At 71.7% G+C, this 24,424-nt stretch carries 26 protein-coding genes; 17 read left to right on the top strand and 9 right to left on the bottom strand.

Going from position 1 to position 24,424, the window contains the following annotated elements; translation table 11 throughout:
* Positions 1-155: 155 nt before the first annotated feature.
* The 3 genes from DMH08_RS28170 to DMH08_RS28160 form a co-directional block, all read right to left on the bottom strand.
* On the bottom strand, positions 156-551 hold the full coding sequence (locus DMH08_RS28170; protein ID WP_125618815.1) for a RidA family protein: 396 nt from the start codon (positions 549-551) through the stop codon (positions 156-158).
* Positions 552-574: 23 nt separating this feature from the next.
* Entirely contained in the window at positions 575-868 is a 294-nt protein-coding gene (locus tag DMH08_RS41180; RefSeq protein ID WP_199748050.1) for a hypothetical protein, read from the bottom strand.
* Between the two features lie 176 nt (positions 869-1,044).
* Complete coding sequence (locus DMH08_RS28160; protein ID WP_125618814.1) at positions 1,045-1,572, bottom strand: G5 domain-containing protein; 528 nt, start codon at positions 1,570-1,572, stop codon at positions 1,045-1,047.
* Between the two features lie 157 nt (positions 1,573-1,729).
* Between DMH08_RS28160 and DMH08_RS28155 the strand changes: the two genes are divergently transcribed.
* Positions 1,730-2,305 (top strand): hypothetical protein, encoded by a 576-nt coding sequence (locus DMH08_RS28155; RefSeq protein ID WP_125618812.1) that lies wholly within the window; start codon positions 1,730-1,732, stop codon positions 2,303-2,305.
* A 12-nt stretch (positions 2,306-2,317) separates the two neighbouring features.
* On the opposite strand, the gene DMH08_RS28150 is transcribed toward DMH08_RS28155, so the two are convergent.
* The gene (locus tag DMH08_RS28150; RefSeq protein WP_199748049.1) at positions 2,318-3,127 is read right to left on the bottom strand and encodes a crotonase/enoyl-CoA hydratase family protein; all 810 of its coding nucleotides are present in this window, start codon (positions 3,125-3,127) and stop codon (positions 2,318-2,320) included.
* A gap of 157 nt (positions 3,128-3,284) precedes the next feature.
* Here DMH08_RS28150 and DMH08_RS28145 point away from each other — a divergent pair, with 157 nt between their 5' ends.
* The 7 genes from DMH08_RS28145 (at position 3,285) to DMH08_RS41175 (ending at position 12,303) form a co-directional block, all read left to right on the top strand.
* Positions 3,285-4,844, top strand: a complete 1,560-nt coding sequence (locus DMH08_RS28145) for an acyl-CoA synthetase (RefSeq protein ID WP_125618808.1) — start codon at positions 3,285-3,287, stop codon at positions 4,842-4,844.
* Positions 4,834-5,763, top strand: a complete 930-nt coding sequence (locus DMH08_RS28140; protein ID WP_026403098.1) for a Zn-ribbon domain-containing OB-fold protein — start codon at positions 4,834-4,836, stop codon at positions 5,761-5,763. The genes DMH08_RS28145 and DMH08_RS28140 overlap by 11 nt, the downstream gene beginning before the upstream one ends.
* Positions 5,763-6,797 carry a thiolase domain-containing protein gene (locus DMH08_RS28135; RefSeq protein WP_125618806.1) on the top strand — a complete coding sequence of 345 codons (1,035 nt, stop codon included), beginning with the start codon at positions 5,763-5,765 and terminating at the stop codon, positions 6,795-6,797. Before DMH08_RS28140 ends, DMH08_RS28135 begins: the two co-directional genes overlap by 1 nt.
* The gene (locus DMH08_RS28130; protein WP_125618804.1) at positions 6,797-7,954 is read left to right on the top strand and encodes a thiolase domain-containing protein; all 1,158 of its coding nucleotides are present in this window, start codon (positions 6,797-6,799) and stop codon (positions 7,952-7,954) included. The genes DMH08_RS28135 and DMH08_RS28130 overlap by 1 nt, the downstream gene beginning before the upstream one ends.
* Before the next feature lie 61 nt (positions 7,955-8,015).
* Positions 8,016-9,584: an acyl-CoA synthetase gene (locus tag DMH08_RS28125; RefSeq protein ID WP_125618802.1), complete on the top strand. Its 1,569-nt coding sequence runs from the start codon at positions 8,016-8,018 to the stop codon at positions 9,582-9,584.
* Between the two features lie 286 nt (positions 9,585-9,870).
* The gene (locus tag DMH08_RS28120) at positions 9,871-10,380 is read left to right on the top strand and encodes a MarR family winged helix-turn-helix transcriptional regulator (RefSeq protein ID WP_233617852.1); all 510 of its coding nucleotides are present in this window, start codon (positions 9,871-9,873) and stop codon (positions 10,378-10,380) included.
* A gap of 276 nt (positions 10,381-10,656) precedes the next feature.
* Positions 10,657-12,303, top strand: a complete 1,647-nt coding sequence (locus tag DMH08_RS41175) for a serine/threonine-protein kinase (RefSeq protein ID WP_199748048.1) — start codon at positions 10,657-10,659, stop codon at positions 12,301-12,303.
* Positions 12,304-12,321: 18 nt separating this feature from the next.
* Here the strand turns inward: DMH08_RS41175 and DMH08_RS28110 are convergent, their stop codons facing one another.
* From DMH08_RS28110 to DMH08_RS28095, 4 genes are read right to left on the bottom strand one after another with little or no spacing between them, the layout of a single operon-like run.
* Complete coding sequence (locus DMH08_RS28110; protein WP_125618800.1) at positions 12,322-12,918, bottom strand: hypothetical protein; 597 nt, start codon at positions 12,916-12,918, stop codon at positions 12,322-12,324.
* A 49-nt stretch (positions 12,919-12,967) separates the two neighbouring features.
* Positions 12,968-14,125 carry a lipid-transfer protein gene (locus tag DMH08_RS28105; RefSeq protein ID WP_233617853.1) on the bottom strand — a complete coding sequence of 386 codons (1,158 nt, stop codon included), beginning with the start codon at positions 14,123-14,125 and terminating at the stop codon, positions 12,968-12,970.
* A 29-nt stretch (positions 14,126-14,154) separates the two neighbouring features.
* Complete coding sequence (locus DMH08_RS28100) at positions 14,155-14,604, bottom strand: Zn-ribbon domain-containing OB-fold protein (protein ID WP_199748046.1); 450 nt, start codon at positions 14,602-14,604, stop codon at positions 14,155-14,157.
* A gap of 21 nt (positions 14,605-14,625) precedes the next feature.
* Complete coding sequence (locus DMH08_RS28095) at positions 14,626-15,837, bottom strand: MFS transporter (RefSeq protein WP_233617851.1); 1,212 nt, start codon at positions 15,835-15,837, stop codon at positions 14,626-14,628.
* 79 nt (positions 15,838-15,916) lie between these two features.
* Between DMH08_RS28095 and DMH08_RS28090 the strand changes: the two genes are divergently transcribed.
* From DMH08_RS28090 to DMH08_RS28080, 3 genes are read left to right on the top strand one after another with little or no spacing between them, the layout of a single operon-like run.
* On the top strand, positions 15,917-16,834 hold the full coding sequence (locus tag DMH08_RS28090; protein ID WP_026405243.1) for a LysR family transcriptional regulator: 918 nt from the start codon (positions 15,917-15,919) through the stop codon (positions 16,832-16,834).
* 35 nt (positions 16,835-16,869) lie between these two features.
* On the top strand, positions 16,870-17,637 hold the full coding sequence (locus tag DMH08_RS28085) for an SDR family oxidoreductase (protein ID WP_026405242.1): 768 nt from the start codon (positions 16,870-16,872) through the stop codon (positions 17,635-17,637).
* Between the two features lie 8 nt (positions 17,638-17,645).
* Positions 17,646-18,602 (top strand): LLM class F420-dependent oxidoreductase, encoded by a 957-nt coding sequence (locus DMH08_RS28080; protein ID WP_026405241.1) that lies wholly within the window; start codon positions 17,646-17,648, stop codon positions 18,600-18,602.
* Between the two features lie 63 nt (positions 18,603-18,665).
* Here DMH08_RS28080 and DMH08_RS28075 read toward each other — a convergent pair whose 3' ends face one another.
* The gene (locus tag DMH08_RS28075; protein ID WP_125618796.1) at positions 18,666-19,118 is read right to left on the bottom strand and encodes an STAS domain-containing protein; all 453 of its coding nucleotides are present in this window, start codon (positions 19,116-19,118) and stop codon (positions 18,666-18,668) included.
* 183 nt (positions 19,119-19,301) lie between these two features.
* Between DMH08_RS28075 and DMH08_RS28070 the strand changes: the two genes are divergently transcribed.
* From DMH08_RS28070 to DMH08_RS28045, 6 genes are all read left to right on the top strand, one after another.
* Entirely contained in the window at positions 19,302-19,616 is a 315-nt protein-coding gene (locus DMH08_RS28070) for a helix-turn-helix transcriptional regulator (protein WP_026405239.1), read from the top strand.
* Positions 19,617-19,803: 187 nt separating this feature from the next.
* Positions 19,804-20,364 carry a hemerythrin domain-containing protein gene (locus tag DMH08_RS28065; protein WP_026405238.1) on the top strand — a complete coding sequence of 187 codons (561 nt, stop codon included), beginning with the start codon at positions 19,804-19,806 and terminating at the stop codon, positions 20,362-20,364.
* A gap of 178 nt (positions 20,365-20,542) precedes the next feature.
* Positions 20,543-20,890 (top strand): DUF6507 family protein, encoded by a 348-nt coding sequence (locus tag DMH08_RS28060; RefSeq protein ID WP_125618794.1) that lies wholly within the window; start codon positions 20,543-20,545, stop codon positions 20,888-20,890.
* Positions 20,887-23,247, top strand: a complete 2,361-nt coding sequence (locus DMH08_RS28055) for a hypothetical protein (protein WP_125618792.1) — start codon at positions 20,887-20,889, stop codon at positions 23,245-23,247. The genes DMH08_RS28060 and DMH08_RS28055 overlap by 4 nt, the downstream gene beginning before the upstream one ends.
* A 12-nt stretch (positions 23,248-23,259) precedes the next feature.
* Positions 23,260-23,745 (top strand): DUF6301 family protein, encoded by a 486-nt coding sequence (locus tag DMH08_RS28050; protein WP_125618790.1) that lies wholly within the window; start codon positions 23,260-23,262, stop codon positions 23,743-23,745.
* Positions 23,746-23,844: 99 nt separating this feature from the next.
* On the top strand, positions 23,845-24,285 hold the full coding sequence (locus tag DMH08_RS28045; protein ID WP_125618788.1) for a TY-Chap domain-containing protein: 441 nt from the start codon (positions 23,845-23,847) through the stop codon (positions 24,283-24,285).
* Positions 24,286-24,424 lie beyond the last annotated feature (139 nt).

Raw genomic sequence — 24,424 nt, 5'->3', positions numbered from 1 at the left:
TGAGCAAGAAAGAGATCATCCGATGCCTCAAACGCTACATCGCCCGCGAGGTCTACCACGCCCTGGTCCCACCAGCAACCACCGTCAACGGCCTTGATCTAGCCGCTTGACATCTATAGGAGCATCCCCCCGTCCGGCAGGTGCCGGGGCTCCGGTCACGGGCGGACCGCGACGGCGTCGACCTCGAAGAGCATGCCCGGGAGCGCGAGCGAGGCCACGCCCGTGAGCGTCTGCGTGGGCGGACGCTTGCCCCAGATCCGCTCGATCCGGGCGGCGAGGACGGCGAGCTTGTCCATGTCGTGGTCGACGATGTGGGTGCGGAGCCGCACGACGTCGGCGTAGCCGAGGTCCACCGCGGCCAGGGCGGTGCCCAGGTTCTCCAGCGAGCGGTCGACCTGCTCGGCGAAGTCGTCCGAGGTGACGTTCCCCTCCGCGTCGGACGCGTACTGGCCGGCGACGAACACCAGGCCGCCCGGGGTGCGGACGACGTGGCTGTAGCCGAAGCCGGTCGGGTCGTGCAGGGCGGCGGGGTTGACGAAGTCGTGCGACATGACGGCCTTTCGTTGCGGGTCGGTCAGTACGTGCGGGGTCTCGGGGCCGCGCCGACGGCCGCCGCGGCGAGCAGTGCGAGGAGACCGGCGACCCACAGGACGCCGGTGGTCGCGGTGCGGTCGATCGTGGCGCCGCCGATGAGGGCGCCCAGCGCGGTGGACAGGTCGAACGCGGCGACGAGCACGTCCAGGTCGGAGCCGACCGGGGTGAGCAGGCCCACGGGCAGGAGCTCCGAGGTCGTCAGCGCGAAGATCCCGACCGCGACCGCCGGCACCGCCGCCCACGCCCGAGCGGGCGAGCGCGGCCGGTCGACCACCTGACAAGGAAACATCCAGACCGCCCCGAGTGTTCACGCCTCCGGAAGGGAAAGAGGCAATCTGGACTTTATATGTCCAGATTCACTCGCGCAACGCGGGGTACCGCCCGAACGCGCCGCCTGGCGGGGTCCGCTGCCCCGAGTGCGCGGACCCCTCCTCGCCGGCCCGCTGTCCGCTAGCTGTCGCAGGCGGTGCCGTCGCCGTCGCGGTCCAGGTCGTAGATGTCGGTGCCGACCACGCGGACGGGGCCGCTGACGTAGGCGGGGCCGTTGCCGCTGCCGCCCGCGCAGTCGACGTCGGACGCGATGGGCACGCACGCGCCGCTGTAGTTCTCGTCGCACCGCGGCTCCGCCTTGGTGCCGACCGCGACGACCCGGGTGACGGGCTTCCTGGTCACCTTCTTGCCGAGCAGCTTCTTGCCGGTCGGCTCGCCGCCCGTGTACGTGACCTCGTAGGTGTAGGTCATGACGCCCTTGACCCCGCGCCGCTTCACGCGCGTGGTGCCCTTGGCGAGGGACGGGTCGTTCACCTTCGTGGTCTTGTAGGGGATCGAGCGTTTCTTGGTGACCGTGCGCTTCTCGACGGCCGGGGCGGTCGCCGCGGCCTCCGCCCGCGGCTCGGCGGGTGCCGCGCCGCAGGCGGCGAGCAGGAGTGCGGCGGCCGCGCAGGCGGCCGCGCAGGCGGCGGCGAAGGTCCGTGTCATGAATTCCCCCTCATTGAGGCGAGAAATCATGCTGCGGCGCGTTCTCCCTGGTCAATGGCGTGTCCGCCAGCGGACACCGCGCCCCGCGGGTGAACCTCGGGGCGTCCCTCGGCGTCCTCCGGCGGACGGCCGGGCGGCGCGTCGCTAACCTCGCCCTGTGATCGCGGCTGAGGGCACGGAAGCGCTCGTCCTGCGACCGCGTCGGCGGTGGGCGGTCGCGCTGCCCGTCCTCGTGACGCTGACCTGCTACGCCGCCGGCGTCATCGCGCTGCTGGGGCCGAAGGGCATGATGATCGCCGCGCCGCTGCTGGTCTGCACCGCCGTGCTCCTCACCGGACGGCCCCCATGGGCGCGGACGACGGTGGACGCGCGGGGGATCGCCTGGCGGAGGGGCTGGACGTCCGGGCGCGTGCCGTGGCGGGACGTCGCGAAGATCGCGATCGTGCCGCGCGGCCCGACGGCCGGGTACGGGCTCGTCGTGACGACGCGGACGGGGCCGCGGGCGCCGCTGCCGGCGCCGACCTTCGGCCCGTACGCGTCCGCGGCCGCGATGGCGGCCGAGGTCGAGGCCGTCCTGGCGCGGGCCGGGGCGCATCGGGACGGCATGGCGCTCGTGCCGCCGGGCCCCTGGGGGAGACGTGCGGCGGTCGCGGGCCATGTCGGCTTTCTGGCCGTCTGGCTGTTCTTGTGCGCCCTGTTCCTCTACCTGGCCGCCTCAGGGACGGCCGGGTAGAGGTGCGGGGCGCTACTTGCCCTTGTAGACGGGGGCGCGCTTCTCCTTGAACGCCTTGGAGCCCTCCTTGGCGTCTTCGGAGCCGATGACGGGCCAGCCGATCTCGTCGGAGATCTTGAGGGCCTCCTCCTCCGCGAGGTGCTCGGTCTCGCGGTAGGTGCGCAGGATGGCCTGGACGGCGAGGGGGCCGCACTCGGCGATCTGGTCGGCGAGCTCGCGGGCGGCGGCGAGGGCGGTGCCGTCCGGGACGATCTTGTTGATGAGGCCCATCGCGAGGGCTTCCTGCGGGGTCACCGAGCGGGCGGTCAGCAGGATGTCCATCGCGTTCGCGTAGCCGATCTGGCGGGGGAGCCGGATCGCGCAGCCGCCCATCGGGAAGAGGCCGCGCTTGGCCTCGTACAGGCCGAGGGTGGCGCTCTCGGCGACGACGCGCAGGTCGGTGCCCGCGAGCAGTTCGGTGCCGCCGGCGACGGCCCAGCCCTCGATGGCGCAGATGAGCGGCTTCGTGGGGCGGCCCTCGCGGAGCAGGCCCTTCCAGTGCCAGTTCTCGATGCGGTCCATCCGCGCCTTGATCTCGGGGTCGGACGGCGGCTGCCCCATCGCCTTCAGGTCGGCGCCCGCGCAGAACGTGCCCTCCGCCCCGGTGAGGATCCCGACCCGGACTTCGGGCGTGTCGGACATGTACTGCCACGCCTCCGCGAGACCGAGCAGCATGCTCCCGCTGAAGGCGTTGCGGGCCTCCGGGCGGTTCATCGTGACGATGACGACGTGACCGTCGCGCTCGACGGTGCAGTGCTCGGTGCTGATCGGCAGCCGTTCCACGGCGGTCCCCTCCTGCAGGCTAAGAAACGAGAACAGATTCTAGTAAGAGTCCTCCCCGGCCGGTAGGTCTTGCTCTGCAAAACGAGAACGTGATCTACTTTGGCAGTCGGGCGCCGGAGTGTGACGGCGCTCACCCGTGCTCACGGAGGGAGACCCGATGGGAGCGTTGGGCTTTTGGCGGTTGGCGCAGGCCGACCCCGAATGGGTGGCCGCCGTCGATCCGGACGGGACGCGGTACACCGCGGGCGACCTGCTCGCGCGCTCGAACCGGCTCGTCCACGGGCTTCGCGGTCTCGGCCTGAAGACGGGCGACGGGATCTGCGGGCTCGTGCCGAACGGCGTCGAGGGAGTGGTGCTCTACCTCGCGGCGTTGCAGGCGGGCTGGTACTACACCCCGATCAACTGGCACCTGACCGGTCCGGAGATCGGTTACATCGTCGAGGACAGCGAAGCGAAGGCGTTCTTCGTCCACGAGCGGTACGCGCAGGAAGGCGCGCGGGCGGGCGAGTCCATCGAGGCGCACCGGCGGTTCGCGTTCGGCGACGTCGAGGGGTTCCGGCCGTACGAGGAGCTCGTCGACGGCAGGCCGGACACGCTGCCGGACGACCGCACCAACGGCGCGACGATGCACTACACGTCCGGGACGACCGGACGGCCCAAGGGCGTGAAGCGCGCGCTGATGGGGATCGACCCGGACGACAGCGCGGAGCTGCTGACGTTCCTGCTGGGCCTGTTCGGCATCCCGCCGGGGCGGCCGGCGGGCGGCGAGCCGCAGGCGCACCTGATCACGTCGCCGAACTACCACACGGCCGTGACCCAGTTCGGTGGGACGGCCCTGCACATGGGGCACACGCTCGTCTACACCGACAAGTGGGACGCCGAGGACTGCCTGCGGGTCATCCAGGAGCACCGCGTCACGAACACCCACATGGTGCCGACGCACTTCAAGCGGCTGCTGGCGCTCCCCGAGGACGTCCGGAACCGGTACGACGTGTCGTCGATGAAGTGGGCGATCCACGCGGCCGCGCCGTGCCCGGTGCCGATCAAGCAGCGGATGCTCGAGTGGTGGGGCGACTGCATCTGGGAGTACTACGCGGCGACCGAGGGCGGCGGGACGATCGCGAGCCCGGAGGACTGGCGGGCGCACCCCGGGACGGTCGGGAACGCGTGGCCGATCAGCGAACTGCTCATCGTGGACGATGACGGCGAACCCGTCCCGGCGGGGACGCACGGCACGATCTACATGAAGATGGCCGGTGCGGACTTCGAGTACAAGGGCGACAAGGCGAAGACGGAGAAGGACCGGCTCAAGGACTTCTTCACCGTCGGGGACATCGGCTACCTCACCGAGGACGGCTTCCTGTTCCTGTCCGACCGCAAGTCCGACATGATCATCTCGGGCGGCGCGAACATCTACCCCGCCGAGATCGAGAACGAGATCACCCTGCACCCCAAGGTCGCGGACGTCGCCGTGTTCGGCATTCCCGACGACGAGTGGGGCGAGCAGATCAAGGCGGTCGTGGAGCCCGCCGCGGGCGTCGAGCCGGGCCCGGACCTCGCGGCCGAGATCCTCGCGTCCCTGGAGGGCCGGCTCGCGCGGATGAAGTGGCCGAAGACGATCGACTTCATCGAGACCATGCCGCGCGAGCCGAACGGCAAGCTGCTCAAGCGCAAGCTCAGGGACCCGTACTGGAAGGACCGTGAGAGTGCCATCTGACGTGAACCACGTCGTCGAGTTCCCCGGCGGCTACACCCGCTCGGTCGGCCCGGTCATCGGCCGGTTCCTGAGCGAGCTGCGGGACGGCCGGCTGGTCGGCGTCCGGACGGGCGGGGGCCGCGTGCTCGTGCCGCCGGCCGAGTACGACCCCGACACCGGCGACGACGTCACGGACGAGTTCGTCGAGGTCGGCCCCGCCGGCACCGTGACCACGTGGTCGTGGGTGCCGCACCCGGCGAAGGAGCACCCGTTCGACCGTCCGTTCGCGTGGGCGCTGATCCGCCCGGACGGCGCCGACACCGCGCTCGTCCACGCGCTGGACGTCGGCGTGTTCGACGCGGGCGCGGAGCCGCCGAAGTTCCTGAAGACGGGGATGCGGGTGCGGCCGAAGTGGCGGGCGGAGCGCACCGGCGCCATCGGCGACATCGAGTGCTTCCTGCCGGAAGTCACGATGATCAACCCGCAGGCGAAGCTGGAGTACCGGCTGAGCGGCGGGCGGGCGCTGCGCCGGTACCTGGAGGGCATGTCCGAGGGCCGCGTCCTCGGCAACCGGTGCCCGGTGTGCGAGGCGGTCATCGTCCCGATGAAGGAGACGTGCCCGCGCGACGGCGTGCCGATGCCCGAGGAGGTCGAGCTGCCGGACGTCGGCACGCTGACCACGTTCGCGGTCAACAACATCCCCGACCCGCGGGCGCCCGAGGTGCCGTTCGTGTCCGGGTACGTCCTGCTGGACGGCGCGGGCGTCCCGATGCTGACGCTGGTCGCGGGCATCCCGGCCGACCAGGTCCGGATGGGCATGCGCGTCAAGGCCGAGTGGCGGCCCCGCGAGGAGTGGGACGCGAGCGTGAACAACATCAAGTGGTTCGCGCCCATCGACGAGCCGGACGTCCCCTTCGACGAGATCAAGGACTACCTCTGATGCGAGAAGTAGCCGTCGTCGCCTTCACGCAGAGCGAGCACAGCGGCGCGGACCAGGGGCTGCTGGAGACCGAGATCCTCGCCCCGGTGATCGGCGAGATCAAGGAGCGGACCGGGCTGAGCCGGTTCGGGTTCACCTGCTCGGGGTCCTGCGACTACCTCCAGGGCGCCCCGTTCGCGTTCGTGTCGGCGCTGGACACGGTCGGCGCGTGGCCGCCGATCTCCGAGAGCCACGTCGAGATGGACGGCGCGTGGGCGCTGTACGAGGCGTGGGTGAAGCTCCAGACCGGCGAGACCGACACGGCCCTGGTGTACGGGTTCGGCAAGTCGACGCAGAACGACATCCGCGCGATCTTCACGCAGCAGCACGACCCGTACTACCTGGCGCCGCTCGGCGTCGACCACGTGTCGCTCGCCGCGATGCAGGCCCGCGCGTACATGGAGAGGTCCGGCGCCAAGGAGGACGACCTGCGCGCGGTGGCCGCGCGGTCCCGCGCGGCCGGGCGCGGCAACCCGTTCGCCCTCGACCTGCCCGACCCCGCGGACGGCGCCGGCTACGACGTCGCGCCGCTGCGCGAGCACGACGTCGCGCCGCTGACGGACGGCGCCGCGGCGATCGTCCTCGCGGCCGGCGACAGGGCGCGCGAGCTGTGCGAGCGGCCCGCGTGGATCACCGGGTTCGACCACCGCGTCGAGCCGCACTCGCCGGGCGCCCGCGACCTGACCCGCTCGGAGTCGACGCGGATCGCCGGGGAGAAGGCCGGCGCGGCGGGCGTCGACGTCGCGGAGCTGCACGCCCAGTTCAGCCACGAGGAGCTGATCCTGCGCGAGGCCCTCGGCCTCGGCGACGGCGTCGCCGTCAACCCGTCCGGCGGGGCCCTCGCGGCGAACCCGCTGATGGCGGCGGGCCTCATCCGGATCGGCGAGGCCGCGGCCCGGATCCACGACGGGACGGCGTCGCGGACGCTCGGGCACGCGTCGTCCGGTCCCTGCCTGCAGCAGAACCTCGTGTGCGTGATGTCGGGAGAGAAGTAATGGCCAACTCCTGTGCGGTCATCGGCGTCGGGCAGACGCAGTACAAGACCAGGCGGCTGGACGTGTCGATGGCGGGGCTGCTGCGCGAGGCGGCGCGGCGGGCGCTCGACGACGCGGGGCTGACCTGGCGGGACATCGACGCGATCGTCGTCGGCAAGGCCCCCGACCTGTTCGAGGGCGTCGTGATGCCGGAGCTGTTCCTCGCGGACGCGCTGGGCGCCGCGGGCAAGCCGCTGATCCGGGTGCACACGGCCGGGTCGGTCGGCGGGTCCACCGCGATCGTCGCGGCGAACCTCGTCCGCAGCGGCGTCCACGACCGGGTGCTCACGCTGGCGTGGGAGAAGCAGTCGGAGTCGAACGCGACGTGGGCGCTGACGGTGAACTCGCCGTTCACGACGTCGCTGGTGGTGGGCGCGGGCGGCTACTTCGCCCCGCACATCCGCGCGTACATCCGCCGGACCGGCGCGCCCGAGCACATCGGGCACCTCGTCGCCGTCAAGGACCGGGAGAACGCGCTGCGCAACCCGTACGCGCACCTGAAGATCCCCGGCATCTCCCGCGAGATGGTCGAGTCGACGCCGATGCTGTGGGAGCCGATCCGCTACCTCGACACGTGCCCGTCGTCGGACGGCGCGTGCGCGATGGTGCTCGCGTCCGAGGACGCCGCGAAGAAGGCGCCCGGCAAGCCCGCGTGGGTGCAGGCGGCGGCGATGCGCTCGGAGCCGATGGCGTTCGCGGGCCGCGACAACGTCAGCCCGCAGGCCGGCAGGGACTGCGCCGCCGACGTGTACGCGCAGGCCGGGATCGCCGACCCGCGCCGCGAGCTCGACTGCGCCGAGGTGTACGTCCCGTTCTCCTGGTACGAGCCGATGTGGCTGGAGAACCTGGGGTTCTGCGGCGACGGCGAGGGCTGGAAGGTCACCGAGTCGGGCGCGACGGCCTTCGGCGGCGACATCCCCTGGAACCCGTCCGGCGGCGTGCTGTCGTCCAACCCGATCGGCGCGTCCGGGATGATCCGCTTCGCCGAGGCGGCGATGCAGGTCAGCGACCGGGCCGGCGAGCACCAGGTGGAGGGCGCCCGCCGCGCCCTCGGGCACGCCTACGGCGGCGGCGCCCAGTTCTACGCGATGTGGATCGTCGGCAGCGAGAAGCCGTAGCGCGACGCCGCGACGCGAACCTTCCATCTCCCCCACCTCAACCCCCTTCGGAGGGTGACCGATGGAGTACAACCACGCCGACCTGTTCGAGGGAGTCGCGGACGCGATCGGGGACCGGACCGCGCTGGTGTGCGGCGACCGGCGGCTCACCTACGCCGAGCTGGACGAGCACGCCAACCGGCTCGCGCACCACCTGGCGGCGGCCGGGGTCGGGCCCGGGCAGCACGTCGCCGTCCAGCTCTACAACGGCGTCGAGTACGCGGCGGCGCTGCTGGCCGCGCTGAAGATCCGCGCGGTGCCGATCAACGTCAACTACCGGTACGTCGAGGGCGAGCTCCGCTACATCTACCAGGACTCCGACAGCGTCGCGCTGCTGTACGACGTGGAGTTCGAGGAGCGGGTCGCGGCGGTCGTCCCCGAGGTCCCGAAGCTGCGGCACCTCATCGCCGTGGGCGGGGCGCCGGCGATCGGCGGCGCCGTCCGGTACGAGGACGCGCTGCGGGACGCCGACGGCGGGCGCGGGTTCGCGCCGCGCTCGCCCGACGACACCTACATCGTCTACACGGGCGGCACCACCGGGATGCCCAAGGGCGTCATGTGGTCCACCGAGCAGATGCTGTTCGCGTTCTGGAACCCGACGTTCCCGCGCCCCGAGCGGCCGGAGGACGTCGTGGAGCTGGCCCGCAACGGCGGCCCGATGGTGATGATGCCGATCGCGCCGCTCATGCACGGCGCCGCGCAGATGGCCACCTGGATCGCGTGGTTCATGGGCGCGACGCTCGTCTACACGCGCAAGTTCGACGCGGCCGAGGTGTGGCGGACGATCGAGCGGGAGAAGGTCAACTCGCTGACCGTCACCGGCGACGCGATGGCGATCCCGATGGCGGACGAGCTGGCCCGCGGCGGGTACGACACGTCGTCCCTGTTCGCGTTCGTGTCGACGGGGGCGATCCTCACCGGGAGCGTGCGGGACCGGATCGCGGAGCTGCTGCCGGGCCGCATGATCCTGGACCGTTTCGGGTCGACCGAATCGGGCTCGACGGCCGAGGCGGTGGCGGGGTCGTCCCCGGAGAAGGGGCTCCGGTTCGCGCCGGACGTGGAGAACGTGACCGTCCTCGACGACGCGCTCCGCCCCGTCCGTCCCGGGTCGGGCGTCATCGGGCAGGTCGCGCGCAGCGGGTACATCGCGCACGGCTACTACAACGACCCGGAGAAGACCGCGAAGACGTTCCCCGTCGTGGACGGCCGCCGCTGGCTGCTCACCGGGGACATGGCGACGGTCGAGGAGGACGGCTCCATCGCCGTGTTCGGGCGCGGGTCGCAGGCCATCAACACCGGCGGCGAGAAGGTGTTCCCGGAGGAGGTCGAGGCCGTCCTGAAGGGCCACCCGGCCGTGTACGACGCGGTCGTCACGGGCATCCCGGACGAGCGCTGGGGCAGCCGCGTCGCGGCCGTGGTGCAGCCGTCCGGGGACGCGCCCGCTCCCGAGGAACTGGACGCGCACTGCCGCCGCGAGCTGTCGGGCTACAAGGTGCCGCGCACGTACGCGTTCGTGAAGGAGATGAAGCGCTCGCCCGCGGGGAAGGCGGACTACCGCTGGGCGAAGCAGATCGCGGAGGAGGCCCGCTGAGGCGGACCGGGCCCCGGTACGGGTCGGCCCCGAGCCTTTGTGGGGTTCGGGGCCATGCCTGGACCCACTGTTAGCGGGCCTAACAAAAACCATGATAGGGGCGCCCGGATACTGGTTCCGGCGCCCGCGACCATGACCTGACCCACACGCCGCGACGGACCCGCGTCCGCGTCCGTGCCGTATCCGCGTCCGTGCCGTATCCGCGTCCGTGCCCGCGCCGCAGCCGTGTCGGCACCGACCGCTACACTCTCCGAACGCTCTATTTTCGAGAAGACGGAGGTGGGTCGTGGCGACCCCCGAGCGCGGGCGCGGGGCCGGCGGGCCGACGCGCGGGACGCCGGCGGCCGGGCGGGCGGCGGAGCTCGCGGCGGAGCTCCGGCGCGCCACCATGTACACCGTCCTGCTGCACCACGCGACGGCGGCCAAGTCGGGGATGAACGTCACGGACGCGCAGTGCGTGAACGCGCTCGCCCTCGACGGCCCGCAGACGCCCGGCGCCCTTGCGAAGCTGATGGGCATCACGACCGGCGGCGCCATCACCGCCGTCATCGACCGGCTGGAGAAGTCCGGGCACGTCCGCCGCACCCGCGACCCCGACGACCGGCGCCGCGTGATCGTCGAACTGGTCCCCGGCGCCGCCGAGCGTGCCGGACGGTACTTCGACCCGGTCACCCGGCAGTTCCGCGAGCGGCTCGCCGGCTGCACGGACGAGCAGGTCGCGTTCCTCCTCGACTGGTTCGGCGGCACCAACGCCGCGATGCCCGCCGTCATCGACGAGATCCGCCGCATGCCCTGAACCGCACCCCGCGCGGGCCCGCGCGGGCCGTTCCGGCATCAAGACAGCCCGCGACCGGCGGCACCGGGCGCTGCCGCTGCGCGCCGCCGCCTACGGCCGCCTGCCCCTTCCAGGCGCCCTTGATCGGCTGGGCCCTGCACGTCGCCCGCAAGGCCCGCTGAGCCGCCCGAGAGCCGTCCGATACGCCACTGCTCGTCCCTTGAGTCCGTGTGGTCGCGTGATCGCCGGAAGTGAGATCATGCGCGGCATGAACGCACGACCGGACGGCCGCTGACCGTGGAGCCGCTACGACCCGAGGACCCCGCCGCCATCGGCGGGTACCCCCTGCTCGCCCGCATCGGCGCGGGCGGCATGGGCCAGGTGTACCTGGGACTGACCGACGGCGGACGGCACGTCGCCCTCAAGGTCATCCGCGAGGACTTCGACGGGCCGGAGGCCCTCGCCCGCTTCCGCCGCGAGGTCGCGACCGTCGAGCGCGTCCGCAGCCGGTTCGCCGCCTCGATGGTCGGTGCCGGGCTCGACGCGCCGCCGTACTGGCTCGCGACCGAGTACGTCCCGGGCCCGACGCTGCGGCAGGCCGTGGCCCGGTCCGGGCCGCTGCCGCCCGACACGTGCCTGCGGCTGCTCGCCGCCCTCGCGCACGGGCTCCTGGAGATCCACCGGCAGGGCGTCCAGCACCGCGACCTCAAGCCCGGCAACGTGATCCTCGCCCCGGACGGCCCGCGCCTCATCGACTTCGGCATCGCCCGCGGCGAGGACCAGACGCAGATCACCCGGACCGGCGCGTGGAACGGCACCCCCGGCTACGTCGCGCCGGAGGTCGTCCGCGAGCAGGAGCCGGTGCCCGCCTCCGACGTGTTCTCCCTCGCCGGGACCATCGCCTACGCCGCCACCGGGCGCCCGCCGTTCGGCGGCGGCCGCATCGAGGCGATCATCCACCGCACCCTCGGCGGCGACATCGACCTCGACGGCGCGGACCCCCGCGTCGCCGAGCTCGTCGGACTGTGCGCGCGCAAGGACCCGGCCGACCGCGTCCCGCTGGAGGAGCTGCTCCACCGGACGGCGCCCTACGGGGCGCTCGCCGACGACCCCGACTACCGGCGGATCGTCGGCGCCCCCGCACCGGTCCCGTCCGACGTCGCCGACGCCGTCGCGACCGGCCTCGTCCCGCCCGAACGCGCGGCGACGCTGCGCGGCGGGCCCGGCCTGCGCTCGCGCGCCGCCGTCATCGCGGCCGTCGCCGCGACGGTCGCGGTCGTCCTGGGCGCCGCACTCGGCGCGCGCGTCCTGCTCGACTCCGACGACCCGGCGGGCGGGACGCCCGGCGCGGGGCAGACGTCCGGGCAGGCGGCGGGCGGTGCGGCGGGCGGTGCGGCGGGCGCCGGGAACGGGCAGGGGACGGGCGCCGCCTCCACCGGGCCGAGCGGCGCGGCGGGCGGGCGGACCCCCGGCCCGGACGGCCGCCCGCCGGACGAACTGCTGCTCAAGCAGCCCACGACCGACTACCAGAGCGTGGCCTTCTCCGCGACGGACCACACCTGCATCCCGGCGCTCCGCCCCGAGAACTCGAGTCTCCAGCGGCAGATGCAGCTCTCCGCGCCCCGGACGCCGCACAGCGGGAAGACCGTCGAGTTCGGCGTGCGGCACAAGTGGGAGACGCCCGCGGGCTACTACGTCGCCGCCGAGGTGCGCGTGCCGCGCGGGGCGCCGATCGGCAACGCGGTGTCCGGCGCCGCGCGGAGCAAGCCCCAGCGGCTCACCGGCACCGAGTGGGTCTACCTCACCTACCCCACGGACTTCGAGTGGGCCGGTTCGGGCGGAGCGTACCCGCTGATGCAGGGCACCTGGACGATCGTCTGGCTGCACGTCCACCCGAACGGCGACGCCTACTACATCGGCTGCGACGGCTTCACGGTCTCGTAGCCGGACGCCCGGAGCACGTCAGGACCGTCGCCGGCGCCGGTGGGCGACGACCATTCCGGCGTGCGCCGACAGCGTCAGGAGCATCGAGACGACGGACCCGATCACCAGCAGCCACCAGATGCGGCCGCGGATCTCCAGGGAGGGGAGACTCCCGTTCGGGTCGTAGGCCACCTGCACGCGGGTTCCCGCCGCCCGATCGGTGATGTCGGTCGCCTTCGCCCAGGGCTGCGGCTTGCTGCCCAGCTTTTCGGTGTGCCCGTCGTCGCAGGTCAGCCGACGGTATGTCACATCCCCGAAGCCGCGGTCCTGCTTCCAGGTGACCGCCTCGACGACGGTGCACGTGTGCCGCGGAGCGACCCAGGTGAGGGCCGCCGTGTGCCCGGTCACGAACGTGGTGAACAAAACGACGCAGGCGACGAGTACCTGGGTGTGGGTGTCCTTGTCCTCGATGAAGGACTGGATGTGCCAGGCGACGACCAGGGACAACGCGGCGCAGGGCAGGAGGAGAAGGCGGTACCACGGGTCGGCGTGCAGGGCGAGGTGGCAGGCGCCGGTCACCGCCGCCGCCACCAGCGGCGTCGCGGACAGCGCTACCAGCAGCCGCACGGCGAACATGCCGCGATTCTCGCAGGATCGGCGGCATGCCCGCCTGCGGGAAGCCCGGTCAGCGGACGGCGATGACCGCCGAGCCGTGGCCGAAGAGGCCCTGGTTGACCGCGATGCCCGCCCGCGCGTCCTCGACCTGGCGGCCGTCCGCGGTGCCGCGGAGCTGCCACGTCAGCTCGCACACCTGCGCGATGGCCTGCGCCGGGATCGCCTCGCCGAAGGACGCCAGCCCGCCGCTCGGGTTCACCGGGACGCGGCCGCCGAGCGCCGTGGCTCCCGAGCGCAGCAGCTCCTCCGCGCCGCCCGCCTCGCACAGGCCGATGTCCTCGTACCAGTCGAGTTCGAGGGCCGTGGACAGGTCGTAGACCTCCGCGAGCGACAGGTCGTCCGGCCCGATCCCGGCCTCCTCGTACGCGGCGTGCGCGATGGCCGACCGGAACGGGCGGTCCGGCGGCTCGACGGCCATCGCCGAGTCGGTCGCGAAGTCGGGCAGGTCGAGGACCGTCTTCGGGAACGTGGGCGTCACCGTGGACAGCGCCGGGATCCGCACCGGGTCGGCGATGCCGTGCCGGCGCGCGAAGTCCACCGAGGTCAGGACGAGCGCGGCGCCGCCGTCGCTCGTCGCGCAGATGTCGAGGAGCCGCAGCGGGTCCGCGACGACGGCCGACTCCCGGACGTCCTCCAGCGAGACCTCTTTCCGGTAGCGGGCGTTCGGGTTGTTCAGCCCGTGCCGTGCGTTCTTGACCTTCACGGCGGCGAAGTCGTCGAGCGTGGCGCCGTGCACGGCCATGCGGCGACGCGCGTACAGGGCGAAGTAGATGGGGTTGGTGGCGCCGAGCAGACGGAAGCGCAGCCAGTCGGGGTCGTCCGGGCGGTCCCCGCCGACCGGCTTGAAGAACCCCTTGGGGGCCGCGTCAGCACCGACCACGAGCGCCACGTCGCACAGGCCCGCGAGGATCTGCGCGCGCGCCGACGCGATGGCCTGCGCCCCGGACGCGCACGCCGCGTAGCAACTCGACACCCGCGCCCCGGACCAGCCCAGCGCCTGCGCGAACGTCGCGCCCGCGACGAACCCCGGGTACCCGTTGCGGATCGTGTCCGCGCCCGCCACGTACTGGACGTCCGTCCACGCGAGGCCCGCGTCGGCCAGCGCGGCGCGCGCCGCCGCGAGCCCGTACTCGACGAAGTTGCGGCCCCACTTGCCCCACGGGTGCATCCCGGCGCCGAGCACCGCCACCGAACCGCTCACTTGACGGGCCTCCACATCCAGACGGTGTACTCGGTGTCGTCGTCCTCGTACAGGACGCCCTCGGTCAGCTCGACCTCCATCCCGACGGCCAGGTCGTCGACCGTGCATTCCGGGACGACCTGCCCGAGGACGACCATGCGCTCGTCCGCCAGCTCCACCGCCGCGACCGTGTACGGCCGGAACGGGTCGGGGGAGACGTACGGGGGCGGCGGCTTGTAGCGGGAATCGGCGTACGACCAGATCTTGCCGCGCGCCGAGAACGCGTACTCGGCGAGTTCGGAGCCGTCCCGCGGGCCGTCGCAGTGCGGGTTCCTGCATGCCAGCTCGTTGCGCGGGAAGTACGGCGTGCCGCACGTCCCGCACCGGGTGCCCAGCAGCCGCACGCCGCCGTCCCGCTCGCAGAACCAGCCGTCGATCGCCGGACGACGTTCCTTGGTGGTGGTCACGCGGCCTCCCGCCTTGATCGCCTACCGGCGCAGCCTAGCAACCAAGCGCCCGCTCAAGACAGGTGCGGTGGCGGCGAGCAGCGCGACCGCCAGCAGGGCCAGCACGTACAGGCCCGTCCCGGTCCACGCGCCGTGCTCGAACACGTACCCGCCGGCCGTCCCGCCCAGGCTGCTGCCGAGGTAGTACGCGCACAGGTACAGGGCGGACGCCTGCGCCCGGTTCGCCGACGCGTGCGCCCCGACCCACCCGCTCGCCACCGAGTGCGCCGCGAAGAACCCGACCGTGAACACCAGCAGGCCGGCGCCCACCAGCCACAGCACCGGCGGGAACATCAGCACCAGGCCCGCCGCCGCCAGCACGAGCGCCCCGGCGAGCACCGCCCGCCGCCCGGCGCGGTCGGCGAGGACGCCCGCCCGCGCGGACGCCGCCGACCCCGCCAGGTTCATCACCGCGATCATGCTGACGACGGCCATCGGCAGGTGGAACGGCGCCTCCAGCAGCCGGTACGTCAGGAAGTTGTAGACCGTGACGAACCCGGCCATCGCCGTCAGCGCCACCAGGTAGAGGCGGCGCAGCCCCGGATCCGCCAGGTGCGCGCGGAGCCCGGGGCGGCCGGCGCGCCCCGGGCGGAAGAAGCGCGACGGCGGCAGCAGCAGCCGGAACGCGACCGTGCACACCAGGGCCAGCAGCCCGGTCGCGGCGAGGGCCCAGCGCCAGCCGCCGAAGTCCGTGACGACGCCCGGCACCACCCGTCCGAGCACGCCCCCGATGCCCGTCCCGGCCACGTACCGGCCCATCGCGCCGCCCAGGTGCGCGCCGTCCACCTCCTCCGCCAGGTACGCCATCGCGACCGCCGGGACCCCGGCCAGCGCGAGCCCCTGCACCGTCCGGACGGCCGCGAGCTGCGGGAACGTCGTGCACAGCGGCAGCAGCAGCCCGATCACGGCCGACGCCGCCGCCGACCCGAGCAGCACGCGCGTCCGCCCGTACCGCTCCGACAGCGAGCTGACCGGGACCACCGCGACCGCCACCGCGCCCGTCGCCAGCGACACGAGCAGGCTCGCCCGCCCCGGGGCCACGCCGAGGTCGGCCGACAGCTCGGGCAGCAGCGCCTGCGTGCAGTACAGCGACATGAACGTCGTCAGGCCGGCGGCGAACAGCGCCCCGTTCACGCGGCGCAGGCCGGGCGATCCGGGCAGGTGGCGTCGGGGGGTCTCCAGGGTCGCGGTCACTCGCCAAGGGTCCGCCTGGACCGATCCATGCGTCCAATGACTCTTTACTCTGCAACCGATGCGGATCCATCATGAGTCCATGGATCTCCTCACCGTCCGGTGGTTCCTGACGGTCGCGGAACTCGGCCATGTGACGAACGCCGCAGCCGAACTCCGGATCTCCCAGCCCGGACTGTCCCGCGCGGTCGCCCGGCTCGAGAGCGAACTCGGCCACCCCCTCCTCGACCGCGCCGGGCGCGGCGTCGCCCTCACCCCGTACGGCCGCGTCTTCGCCGAGCACGCGCGCCGGCTCGTCGCCGAGGAGGAGGCCGCCCACCGCGCCCTCGCGCGGGCCGCCGACCCCGAGCGCGGCGAGGTGTCCCTCGGCTTCCTGCACACGCAGGGGCCCTCGTTCGTCCCCGACCTCATCCGCCGCTACCGCGACCGCCACCCCGGCGTCGCGTTCCGCCTCAGCCAGGACCGCTCCGAGCGCGTCACCGCGATGGTCCTCGACGGCCGCGCCGACCTCGCGATCAACAGCCCCCGCCCCGACGACCCGTCCCTCACCTGGCACCCGCTCGTCACCGAGCGCCTGCAGCTCGCCGTCCCGGCCGCCCACCGGCTCGCGGGGCGGCGGCGCGCGTCCGTCCGGGACGTCCTGGACGAGCCGTTCGTCGCGCTCCGCGAGGGCGCCCACCTGCGGACCCTCGCCGAGGAGCTGTTCGCGGAGGCCGGCGGCCCGCCCCGCATCGCGTTCGAGGGGGAGGAGACCTCGACCGTCCGCGGCCTCGTCACGGCGGGCCTCGGCGTCGCGATCGTCCCGCCGCCCCGGCCCGGCGAGGAGTTCTCCGGCCTGCGCCACCTCACCCTCACCGACACCGGCGCGACCCGCACGATCGGCCTGGTCTGGTCCACCGCCCGCACCCGGCCGCCCGTCGTGGAGGGATTCCGCCGGTTCGTCCTGGAACACGGCGGGGAAGGCCAGCTAACTGACTCGTCAGTCACTTGGGTACAGTGACCGAGTCGGATTCTGTTCGTGGAAGGAGACCGCGGATGCGGACTGGACTGGAAGGCAAGACCGCCCTGGTCACCGGGGCGTCCCGGGGCATCGGTAAGGCGATCGCCACCGCGCTGGTGGCCGAGGGCGCCAACGTCGTGCTCTCCTCCCGCAAGCAAGAAGGGCTCGACGAGGCCGCCAAGGACATCCTCGCGGCCCACCCGGACGCCCGCGTCCTCGCCAAGGCCGCTCACGTCGGCGACGCCGAGCAGGCCGCCGCCTGCGTCGACGCCGCCATCGCCGAGTTCGGCGGCCTCGACATCCTCGTCAACAACGCCGGGACGAACCCCTACTTCGGCCCGATGGTCGACATCGAGCCGTCCGCCGCCGCGAAGACCGTCGAGGTCAACCAGTTCTCCATCGTCACCTGGACGAACCTCGCGTGGAAGCGCGCCATGCAGGAGAACGGCGGCGCGATCATCAACATCGCGTCCGTCGGCGGCATGGTCACCGAGCACGGCATCGGCTACTACAACGCCACCAAGGCCGCCGTCATCCACCTGTCCCGCCAGTTCGCGGTGGAGCTCGCGCCGAAGGTCCGCGTCAACTGCATCGCCCCCGGCCTCGTCAAGACCCACCTCGCCCGCGGGCTCTGGGAGGGCAACGAGGAGGCCATCAGCGCGCACCTGCCGCTCGGTCGCCTCGGCGTCCCCGAGGACATCGCCACCGCCGCCGTCTTCCTCGCCGGCGACACGTCCTCCTGGATGACCGGCCAGACCCTCGTCGTGGACGGCGGCAGCACCATCCGGCCCTCGATCGCCTAGGAGCCCACATGTCTCGCTGGGGACTGACCATTCCGCTTTCCGGACCGCTCGCCGAGCAGCGCGAGATCATCGCGAGCCTGCCCGGCCTCGGCTACACCGACGCCTGGTCCGCCGAGACGAACGGCACCGACGCCTTCACCCCGCTCGCCCTCGCCTCCCAGTGGGCCCCCGAGCTGCGCCTCGGCCCCGCGATCGTCCCGGTCTACACCCGCGGCCCCGCCCTCCTCGCCCAGCAGGCCGCGACCCTCGCCGGCCTCGCCCCGGGCCGGTTCGTCATGGGCATCGGCACGTCCTCGGACACGATCGTCGAACGCTGGAACGGCATCCCGTTCGACGAGCCGTACAAGCGCGTCCGCGACACGGTCCGCTTCCTCCGCAAGGCCCTCGCCGGGGAGAAGGTCAAGGAGGAGTACGACACCTTCACCGTCAAGGGCTTCAAGCTCGACAACGCGCCCGCGTCCCCGCCGCCGATCGTCCTGGCGGCCCTCCGCCCCGGCATGCTCCGCCTCGCCGCCCGCGAGGCCGACGGCGCGATCACGAACTGGCTCGCGCCGAAGGACGTCCGGACCGTCCGGTCCGAACTCGGCGACGACCGCGAACTCATCGCCCGCCTGTTCGTCTGCCCGACCGAGAACGCCGACGAGGCCCGCGCCATCGGCCGCTGGATGATCGCCGCGTACATGACCGTCCCGGTCTACCGCGCGTTCCACGAGTGGCTCGGCCGCGGCGACGCCCTGCGGGCGATGAACGAGGCGTGGGCCGCGGGGGACCGCAAGAAGGCCCTCGAGGTCATCCCGGACGAGGTCGTCGACGACCTGATCGTCCACGGGTCCCCGGCCGCCTGCCGGGCCCGGATCCGCGAGTACGTCGACAACGGGCTCACGACGCCCGTCCTCGCGGTCGTCCCGGCGAAGGACGTGTCCGTCCCCGACGCGGTGAAAGCCCTCGCCCCGTCCGCCGGCTGACGACGCCCGCACGCGAAAGGGAGCCGCCCGGACGGGCGGCTCCCTTCGTGTCTCCGCGCCCGCCTACGCCGGGGCGTCCGGCGCGCCCGTGCCGTCCCCGAGCCGGATGTCGGCGATGTCCTCGACCGGGCCGGGCGCCGTGCGGGGCACGCCCGTCCGGAGGGCGAAGTGAGCGGTGCTCCCGGCCGGGGCGACGATGTGCAGGGTGCCCCGGGCGGCGCGCACGGCGAACCGGGCCTTGGCCAGCAGGGCGATCCCGGCGGCGTCGATACCGGTCAGCCCGCCGAGGTCGAGCACCAGGTGCAGCGGCTCCCGCGTGAGCACGATCGTCGACAGGATCTGCGCCTCGGCCGTGACCGCGGTCTCCGCGTCCAGGACGCCGTCCATGTGCAGGATCTCCAGCGGGCCCTGTTTCGACGTGCGGAGCACCAGGTCGCGTGCGGGGCGTTCGCCGGTCGGCGCGGCCGCCGCCGGGGGCACCGCGTCGGGCGAGAGCGCGGACGGCTTGACGAGCACGGGTCACCTGCCTCATCGATCCGGGACATCATTGACCAATCAACTTTCGGTAAGTGTAATACCTGAAATCGAATTCGCCAAAGGCGCGTCGTATGATGGAGATCAACGGACGCTCGTACCGGGCGGGGGCCGGACGTCCCGCGTCCGGCAGGCGGCGACCGCGAGCGAACGCGAGGCGGGCATTTGGAGACCTCAACCGAGCCGAAGAAGACGTGGACCTTCCTCACCAACCACGCGCGGGTGCTGATCCTCATCGCCCGCTCGCCCAGCATCCGGATGCGCGACGCGGCCCGGGAGGTCGGCATCACCGAGCGGGCGGCCCAGCTGATCATCAATGATCTCGAAGAGGCCGGCTACCTCACCCGCACCCGCGTCGGCCGCCGCAACACCTACACCGTCAAGCTCGACCGGCCCTTCCGGCACCCGAGCGAGTCCGACCACGACGTCCGCGACCTGATCGACCTGTTCGCCGAGCACGCCTCCGGCACCGCCCGCTGACGCCCGTCCCGCGATCTTGTGTGTGGGACGGGTTCCCCGGGGTAACAGGCCGCCTGCCGGTTGACCACCACCCGTCCCCCCGCGAAGGCGTCGGCCGAGTCCGCGGCCGGGGCGGCCCCCTGCCGGACGGTGGCGGCGCCGGCTCGTTCTGGTGGCAGTGATGCGTCGGCGGACGTGGAGGCGAAAGATGGCAGAAGACCGGCGGGACGTGATCGAGGTGCTGAAGCACGATCACCGCGAGGTCGAGGAGATGTTCGACGAACTGACGGCCGAGTCCGACGCGCGGCAGCGGCGGCGGATCCTCGACGACGTCACCATCGAACTGGTGCGGCACTCGGTCGCCGAGGAGATGTACCTGTACCCCTGGGTCCGCCGGTACGTGCCGGGCGGGGAGCAGATCGCCGAGAAGGAGATCGGCGAGCACGCCGAGGTCGAGCGGCTGCTGAAGGACCTGGAGTCCGCCGACACCGCCGGCGGCGCCTTCGCCGCCATGGTGCGGCGCCTGATCGACGACGTCGCCGCCCACATCGAGCACGAGGAGACCACCCTGTTCCCCGCGCTGGCCGAGCAGGCCGGCGCCGACGAGCTGTACACGCTGGGCGACCAGGTGCAGGCCGCGAAGAAGACGGCGCCCACCCGGCCGCACCCGGCGGCGCCGCAGACGCCGCCGCTGAACAAGCTGCTGGCCCCCGGCACCGGGCTCGTCGACCGGGTCCGCGACCACCTGTCCGGCCGCGGCGGCCACTGACCCGCCGGCGGGGCGGGACGCCCCAACCCACCGTCCCGCCCCGCGCCCCGCCCGCCTGACCATAAGCGGTCACTCGCAAAAACGCGCAGACAGCCATAAATCGCCTAATAAGACAACGCTTCTCGTCATACCCGTCTTTTACTCTCGTTACCGGTGCAGTCAGACGGCAGGAGTGCGGGTGACGATCAGAGGTTGGGACATCAGCGTGCCGGGCGTCCGCAGCGCGATCGCGCGGACCATGGCGGCGGCCGAGCCGCTCCCCGCCCACGACCGGACGTACCGGGACGCGCTCGTCCACGCGGGCGACCTCACCCGGAGCGACCGCATCAAAGCGGCCCTCGCAGGGTTCGGCACACACCACCAGTACACGCTCGCTTTGGCCGTCCAGCGCACGTCGAACTGCATCGAGGGCGTCACGAACGCGACGAACGCCTACCTTCGCGGCGACCAGGAAATGGCCGAGGAGGCTCAGCGCAGCGCGCGCGTCGCCCCCACCTCCGCCGACCTTCCGAAGCCCGGCGAATGATCGACGTCGCGGGAATCCAGCGGATGCTGGCCAACCTCGACCCGATCGGCGTCGCGAACGAAGCGGCCCGCCTGCGCAAGGCCGCCACCGGGATCCGCGAGACCGGCGAGAACATCGACCACACCTGGACGCACGCCCTGCACCCGGGCGTCTACGAGGCACCCGAAGGCGACCTCCTCCGCCGGGCGGCGCGTCCCGTCCGGGAGGACACCGCCGAGTTCGCCTGGGGCGTCTGGCGGGTCGCGGGCGCCCTCGAGTCGTTCGCCGAGGCGATCCGCCCGATCAAGGCGCGCCTCGAGTCCCTTCTCGTGGACGCGCACGCGTTCGTCCTCGCCGCCCCCGCCGACTGGCGCGAGGACGAGGGCCAGGTGGCCGAGAACAACCGCCTCGTCGCGGCCGTCCGCGACCAGGCCGTCGCGCTCGCCGCGGCCGAGGAACGCTGCGCGGCCGACATCTACGCCGCCTACGGCGGCCGCGAAGCCGCCCCGGCGCGCACCGGCGCCCGTCCGTCCGCGCCCCCGTGGGGCACCGCCGAAGAGGCCGACCTCCCCTGGTACGAGGACGTCTGGAACGGCGTCCAGAGCTTCGGCGGCGGCCTGTGGGACGTCACGTGGGGCGGCCTCTCGTCGCTGGTCTTCCTCCAGGGCGCCGACGAGGCCGCCGCGGCCTGGCGGGGCATCGGCGAGTGGGCCGCCGCCACGGCCGTCGTGGCCGTCCCGGGCGCCCAGTCGCTCCTCGTCTTCGACCCGGTCCGCGACATGGTGTGGAACACCCACAAGGGCATGGTGCAGGGCTTCCTCGCCGTGGACGAGTGGCGGGACGACCCCGCCCGCGCCGGCGGCATGGTGCTCGGCAATGTCCTGATGCTCGTCGGCGCCAAGAAGGCCCCGAGCCTCGCCGCGGGTGCCGGCAAGGCCGCCCGCGCCGCCAACACCGGCGTCCGCGCGGCCGCCGCCGCAGGCCGCGCCCTCGACCCCCTGAACCAGCTCGCCTACGCGGGCGCCAAGACGGGCCACATCCTCAAGGCCCTGAAGGAACAGGGCGTCCACCTGGTCAGGGTTCCCACCGACCCGATCGGCCTGCGACCCGCGGTCGCGGGCATCCCCGGCAACGCCGTCCCCGGCGGCCCGCCGGGCCCCGGCCTCGCCGCCAAGACCAAAGACCTGGCGACCAGCCTGTCCGAGCGCGCCAAGAACTGGCTGACCCTAGCCGAAGCCAAAAAGCCCTTGGGGGAGGACCCGGCGCCGCACGGCCGCAGTGATCCGCAAGAGGGGATACCTGCGAAGGAGGGAGCCGGTACCCGGCCGCCCGAAGGCGGTACGCGCGCCACCGGCGAAGCGGCCGGCTTCACCAAGAACGGCTTCCGGTATTACTTCGGAGACGATGGCCGACTTTATCGGGAAGGTGACCCGAAGGGAATCTACAGAGATCCCGAGACCGACAGGCCGCGCCATGTGGATGATGGCGAAGACGTCGTTCGAAACGAAGGCGGCCGCAAGCCGCGCGGTGCGGACGGGCGTTACGTAAAGGACCCGCTTCCGAAGAGCAAGGGCTACGACTTCGAGATGTCGATGGGGCCGAAGCGGCCGTACCATCCGTCTCCCGCAGCTCAAGTGACCATCGACTTCATCCGGGAAACCCGCAGTCACATCGTGGAGACCCGACAACGACACTTGTCAGCTGTAAAGGCCGAGATGGGCAAGTATGGCATTGAGAAGATACATCAGATTAATACCAGGGAGAAGATCGATGAAGTGCTCGGCGCGGAGCGCCTGAAGATCAGGCGGAACCCGGACCTGACGAGGCAGGAGAAGGTGGCGATGCTGCAGAGCGTCAGGGAACTCGAGCGCAATGCGCATACATATAATGCGCTCCAGGCGGTGCTGGTCAGTACCACTGAGCGGATGGGAATGGTGGCGGCCAAGGACTTCGTCGTCCACAAGTTGAAGGCCGATCTGCTCACTCCCCTGGACAGTGCACGGGGCAAAGCCGACACGCTGGATGTCACAGGGGTGCTTCTGCGCCCCGATGATGCGACCTTCATCGCCGTCGAGTCCAAGGCCGGGTCCGCTTCGCTCGAGGGGCGTGACGTCGGCGACCTCAAGACGGCGCAACAAGGGAGTCCGGAGTACTATGGATTCGAACTTCGCATTGACCCGGATATCAAGGCGGCGCTGGACGGCGACCCGGTACTGAAGGCGCGTCTGCAGGAGTTGTTGCGGTCGGGAAATATCGAAGGGGAGTATTACTATGTGCGGACTCGTCACACGGGCAAAGTCGAGTGGGCGAAGTTCGTCCTCACGGCGTCAGGTGCGGGGAAGTATACTGTAAAAGATATATCCGGTCTCGATTCCTAGTGGGAGCCGACTGTGGAACCCGTCAGGCGTACGGAGCAAGAAATCACACGCCTTGCGGCGGATCTTTACAACTATGACCTTTCCTGGACTTCCCGGGATGTTCGCCGTGTCGCGGAGCACTTCGATTGGGAAATCGAACTCGAGGACGAGGGGGGTGTGGAGCTCGATACGGGTCTGGGTATGGGAAGTGGGCAGATCACGCTGACGCTGGGGGAAATGACCCGGATAAGCGTTGAAGTCGGTTCGATAATCGACCCGGCATCCCGCGAGGAGCAGCGTTGGCTGCGAGACCTCTTCACCGAGTCCTATGTTCTTGCTCGGGTGGCCTTGGGTGAACCCGCAGAAAGAATCCCCGGAGAGACGCCAAAAATCCTGTGGAGGAGGCCCGACTCCACTTTGACCTTGATTCGCTACAGTATGATCGTGTCGTTCATTTTGGAATCGAATAAATATCTCGATCGGGTGGCAGAGTATGTAGAAGATGCGGATGACGAGTGAACGGGGTTGCCGTGTTCGATCGGCGGGCTCGCTCCTCGGAGGCCGGTGTCGATACCTGGTGAACTGATTTTGATCGTCTTGTGGTGGGCGGGGTCCGAGATGGAATGGGAAGAGTTCTCCGACGGCTTGGCTCTGGAACTGCCGGATCTGGCAGCCGGAACCTATGTGGTCATCAGTGAGCCGGGCAGTGCGGGCGAGGGCCGCTACATACAGTTCGTGCAGGAGCAGGACAAACTCACCGTCGAAGTGGTCGCCAATTGCTTCCTTGCAAGTGACAAGCGGGCTTCTGTCGAGGGGGAGCAGGCGATTCGAGCAGCCGGGTGGTCGCGGCGGCAAGGTTCGGAAGCAGGCAACTGGTTTTCTATGTTGAGCTGGCCGGCCTACTCTGAGGACTATCAGCGATTGGCTGAGATGGTCGTGGTCGCATTGTGTGACGGGTATGGCATTGAAGATGTCGGGACGTGGCGGTACAAGGCTTGGGATGAAAGTCGCGGCGGTCGGGACGTCGAGTTGACCCGGCTGGGCCTGGCCGCTTGCTGAGAGCGATTGCGGGGCCGTATTGAGTCGGGACTTTGTTGTGTTGTTGCGACACCCTCCTTCGGAGGGCGTCGTGGGGGCGGCGCTGGGGGCGGTGGAGGAGGAGGCGTGGGTCACCGGGGTCGGTGGGGCGGTGCAGGTG

It is taken from the genome of Actinomadura sp. WAC 06369 (genome assembly GCF_003947565.1).
Taxonomy (GTDB): domain Bacteria; phylum Actinomycetota; class Actinomycetes; order Streptosporangiales; family Streptosporangiaceae; genus Spirillospora; species Spirillospora rifamycini.
This window is presented reverse-complemented; position numbering and strand designations above follow the sequence as displayed.

Coding starts and splice junctions, on each gene's coding strand:
- DMH08_RS28080 (WP_026405241.1), top strand. CDS start 17,646: ATGTCTCGCTGGGGACTGACCATTCCGCTTTCCGGACCGCTCGCCGAG.
- DMH08_RS28160 (WP_125618814.1), bottom strand. CDS start 1,572: ATGACACGGACCTTCGCCGCCGCCTGCGCGGCCGCCTGCGCGGCCGCC.
- DMH08_RS28125 (WP_125618802.1), top strand. CDS start 8,016: ATGGAGTACAACCACGCCGACCTGTTCGAGGGAGTCGCGGACGCGATC.
- DMH08_RS28055 (WP_125618792.1), top strand. CDS start 20,887: ATGATCGACGTCGCGGGAATCCAGCGGATGCTGGCCAACCTCGACCCG.
- DMH08_RS28130 (WP_125618804.1), top strand. CDS start 6,797: ATGGCCAACTCCTGTGCGGTCATCGGCGTCGGGCAGACGCAGTACAAG.
- DMH08_RS28110 (WP_125618800.1), bottom strand. CDS start 12,918: ATGTTCGCCGTGCGGCTGCTGGTAGCGCTGTCCGCGACGCCGCTGGTG.
- DMH08_RS28135 (WP_125618806.1), top strand. CDS start 5,763: ATGCGAGAAGTAGCCGTCGTCGCCTTCACGCAGAGCGAGCACAGCGGC.
- DMH08_RS28170 (WP_125618815.1), bottom strand. CDS start 551: ATGTCGCACGACTTCGTCAACCCCGCCGCCCTGCACGACCCGACCGGC.
- DMH08_RS28065 (WP_026405238.1), top strand. CDS start 19,804: ATGGCAGAAGACCGGCGGGACGTGATCGAGGTGCTGAAGCACGATCAC.
- DMH08_RS28090 (WP_026405243.1), top strand. CDS start 15,917: ATGGATCTCCTCACCGTCCGGTGGTTCCTGACGGTCGCGGAACTCGGC.
- DMH08_RS28105 (WP_233617853.1), bottom strand. CDS start 14,125: ATGCACCCGTGGGGCAAGTGGGGCCGCAACTTCGTCGAGTACGGGCTC.
- DMH08_RS28145 (WP_125618808.1), top strand. CDS start 3,285: ATGGGAGCGTTGGGCTTTTGGCGGTTGGCGCAGGCCGACCCCGAATGG.
- DMH08_RS28045 (WP_125618788.1), top strand. CDS start 23,845: ATGGAATGGGAAGAGTTCTCCGACGGCTTGGCTCTGGAACTGCCGGAT.
- DMH08_RS28085 (WP_026405242.1), top strand. CDS start 16,870: ATGCGGACTGGACTGGAAGGCAAGACCGCCCTGGTCACCGGGGCGTCC.